We start from the raw sequence: 3785 nt of genomic DNA, 5'->3' as shown, positions 1-3785 counted from the left end.
TTAATGGCATTGGACTCTTCGCCCAGTTGAGCGCGCGGGCCTTGCACAACGCCGACGAGGTCGGCACCTGCCAGTCCTCCCCCCACTATGTGGCAATAGACGCCATCCGACACGCGGCGCGACCCCTCGTCTGCACGTCTTGATCGACCACGTGTGGCCGCTGATGCAAGATGTAAACGTCCACTAGTCATATTTCTCGGCAGTGGCCATTTGATCGGGAAATCCTGCACTGGATGTTTGTTGTCGGCGGTACGGGAAGCCAGATCTCGTAGTGTCGAAATTTCTGCAGTTTCTGCTGTACGCGGGGTACCCAGCGAGTGCAGGGCCACTGTGGTGTCATGGCGCCGGAATCGTCAACGCATCAGATTTCAGTCCTCAATGCGAAGATCCCGTGATCGACGCATATCAGTCATGGAGGTAGGGGTTGAGGTCCAGAAAGTTCGCAGAGGCAACAGCTATCGCGGTAGCTGCCTTCACTGCAATCGCCACAGGCGTTGCGGACGCCGAGCCGGTCATTTCGTATGATTCAAGTCTAAACGAAGGGTATATCCCGACCGGGCAGCTACTAGCCGACTCCGGTTTCCGGCCAGACAAGGACGGTTTCGGATTCCAAAATTACGGAAACGAAAACGGTCCGACCAATCTGATACCGCCTTCCATGAGAATCCTGTTCGGAGACGAGGTGTGCGCCTTCGACCAGGGCGGTACTTGTGTGCTTATACCGCAGGCCCGCCGGTGGATGCTGAGTCAAAACAATGATATGAATGGGGGACATTGTTACGGCATGTCCGTGACCAGCCTGCTGCTGCACATGGGCGCACTTCAACCGGAGAACTTCGGGGGAGACGCCACCGCCGATCTCCGTTTCCCCGGTAACAAAGCAATGCAGGAGATGATCGCCAGGCAGTTCGTCGGGCAGTCCATGCAAGCTGTGCGTGATGGACAGGTCCAAGGCACCCCGAATCAGATTGTCGACAAATTGATTGGGGTACTGAAACCCGGCGCAGCGGAGACATATTCGCTCGGATTTTACAAGCGGGATCGTACCGGCGGTCACGAGGTGACTCCGTTCGCCATCGAAGACAAGGGCGATGGCATGAAATCGATCCTGATCTATGACAACAACTATCTCAACGAGATTCGCCACGTCGACGTCGACACCACGCGTAACACTTGGACCTACACGACAGCGGCCGACCCACGCCACGCGGCCGAAAACTACGACGGCGACGCGGGAACCGGAACACTTGAGCTCGACCCCACTACCCCCGCACAGAAGCAGCACCCGTTTCCTCACACCGCGCATCACATTAAGGGCAACAAAACGGGTGCATCCACCGGTGGTAGTCCGATCACGGTGTTCTTGAACGGAGATCCGATCGACCACGGGCACTTGTTGATCACCGATGATCACGAGCGACGCATTGGATTTGTCGGTGGAAAACGAGTCAACGAAATTCCCGGTGCACGATTCGTCGATATCAAAGCAAACGACTCAGCCTACCGCAGCGAGCCCACCTACGAACTGCCCCCAGGCGCCCAATACTCCGTCACCGTCGATGGTACGGAGCTCAACAAAACTGATCCGACCAGTGTGAGCATCATTGGTGACGCATATGAAATCTCGGCAAGTAGCATCAATCTCACACCGAACTCTAAATCGACGATCAAAGTCTCGGGCGACGGCTCCAAAGTGACCTATAATTCCACCGATGCACAGAAACCGGACATCGAGATAGGCGAGAGCTACGATAGCACCGACTATACTTTCATCGCGAGCAAGACGGCCGTGGGAGCTGGCGGCGAGGTCAGTGTGTCACTCCCGTTGGATCACAATGTCTTCACCGTTGACGGAAGCAAATCGGGTGCAGATGAGGCCATAGGCGTACGGATAATACGCGATGACAAAAGCAAGAAGGAGACACGAGAATTCACCTATGACGGCATCAACGTGGCGAAAGGCGGCACCGCGGAATTGAACTTCGACGACTGGGATAAGGGTGGAAAGTCGATCGATCTCGCCGTCAATGGCGAGAAAGTCCGACTGGCAGCGAATTGACAGCGCCTGCATTGCAATGTCTGTAGGTTCTCAAAATTCGCGACAGGTGCCGACTTAACCTGAATCCACCGACTCGGGTTCCGGCTGGTCTGCGCGCCGAAGGCGCGCAGACCAGCCAGTTTCGGGCGTGGGGTCACCGCTGGTCTGCCCAGCTTTTCCACTTCGAGGTTTTGGTCGGGCCGTGTCCGGCGGGGTGGTCAGACGGTGACCGCGAGCGGTGGACTGTAACCGATTGTGTTGTGCCGCAAAGTGAGCCATGCATCCGCCCAGGGCCAGCGGCGGGGCAGGTGCAGGATCGGACGGCGTTGCGGGCGCGTCAGGCGAGCGGGGATGTTGACGATTTTGCGGCGCAGGGTCGATCCTCGCGCCCGGCCGAGCCGGTGCCCGGCCAGTGTGCCGGCGGCGCGCAGCAGGTTGTGGGCGATCGCCGCGCACAGGCCCCAGGCGTAGTTCGCGCCGAACTTCCCGGACGGGATATGAGCCAGTGGCCCGTCGATCAGATCGGCGAACACGGTTTCGATAACAGCATGTTTGCGGTGGGTGATGTCGGCGTCGGCGACCGGTTCGTGCGAGTTGGTGAAGAACGGGTGATACCGCCAGAGGGGGAACAGCGCGTCGGGGTAGCGGGCGTCTTTGACCCGCCGCACGATCAACCGCGCTGTGGTCCGATCTTTCGTGGAAGCGAAAGCGGTATAAGTGATTTCGGCGACCTCGGCGTCGGAGATCCACTGTCCGGTGTCGGGATCTTGGACCGCGCCTGGGTAACGCACCGGGGTCCACTCGTCCTCGGTGATCGCCGCGATCGCGGCGTTCACGGCAGGGTTGCGGGTCAGCACCAGCGAGAACTGCGCCCCGGCCCGTAGTGCGGCACGCACGACCTTGCGGGTGCCGTAGGCCGAATCCCTGCGGACCAGGACGGTTCCGTCCGCGCCGACGACGCAGGCTGTCCCGATCGCTGCGGTGACCATCGACGCGGCTCCCTTGCCGGAGCCGGTTTTGCCTGCGCGCAACCGCATCCCGGCGATCACCGGTGCCGTGAGGTCGGGGCTGATCGTGGCAGCCAGGGGCGAAAGTCCTTTGCGGAGAACCTGTTTACCCGCAACCTTGGTGTGCCCGTAGGAGGCGCCTTGTTTCCGGTGCCCGTAGACCGGGCGCAGCAACGAGTCGATATCGACGAACACGCGGGCCTGCGCGCCGGGCAGCAGATCGACCCTTTCGTTCAGGGCGAGCAGATGCTCGCGCATCACCGACTCCAACTGCTTGGCATGGCCGAAGGTGAACTCCCGCAACGCAGTTCCGACCGTCGAGGGCGCGTAAACGCCCTCGAACAGGGTCTTGCACCCGCCGCTACGCAACAGATCGATATCGTCGATGCTGTCCGCGCCCGCGCACATCCCGGCGATCAAGGTGGCCAGCTTCGGCGCGAGATTCGCTGTCCCGGACTTGATTCGCGGCGTGTCGATAGCGACTTTCTCGGTCAACAGCCTGGTCAAGCCGGTCTGCTCGGCCAATGTCATCACCGGAGCCAACCCGGCACACGACACGAGGTCATCGTCATCGAACCTTGCCGAGTCCTCTGCGAACCTATGGAACAATCGCACTGAAAGTGTCTTTCGGAACTGGTCTTGATTGTGGTGTGGTAACTCCAATCTTTCCAGCTCAGAAGGCACTTTCTTCATTTCAACACACCTGAATCCACCGATCGCATCGGTGGATTCAGGCTTAA

Annotated in this window: 2 protein-coding genes; one reads left to right on the top strand and one right to left on the bottom strand. The window is 59.6% G+C overall.

Annotated features, from left to right (window positions below; genetic code table 11):
* Positions 1-424: 424 nt before the first annotated feature.
* A complete protein-coding gene (locus NS2_RS35160; RefSeq protein WP_143161448.1) occupies positions 425-2059 on the top strand; it encodes a hypothetical protein in 1635 nt (544 codons plus the stop codon).
* A gap of 197 nt (positions 2060-2256) precedes the next feature.
* Here the strand turns inward: NS2_RS35160 and NS2_RS35155 are convergent, their stop codons facing one another.
* Positions 2257-3660, bottom strand: a complete 1404-nt coding sequence (locus tag NS2_RS35155; RefSeq protein ID WP_033091691.1) for an IS1380 family transposase — start codon at positions 3658-3660, stop codon at positions 2257-2259.
* Positions 3661-3785 lie beyond the last annotated feature (125 nt).

It is taken from the genome of Nocardia seriolae NBRC 15557, assembly GCF_007990715.1.
In the GTDB taxonomy this organism is placed as follows: Bacteria; Actinomycetota; Actinomycetes; order Mycobacteriales; family Mycobacteriaceae; genus Nocardia; species Nocardia seriolae.
The sequence above is the reverse complement of the archived record's forward strand: the minus strand, read 5'-3'. Positions and strand labels throughout refer to the sequence as shown.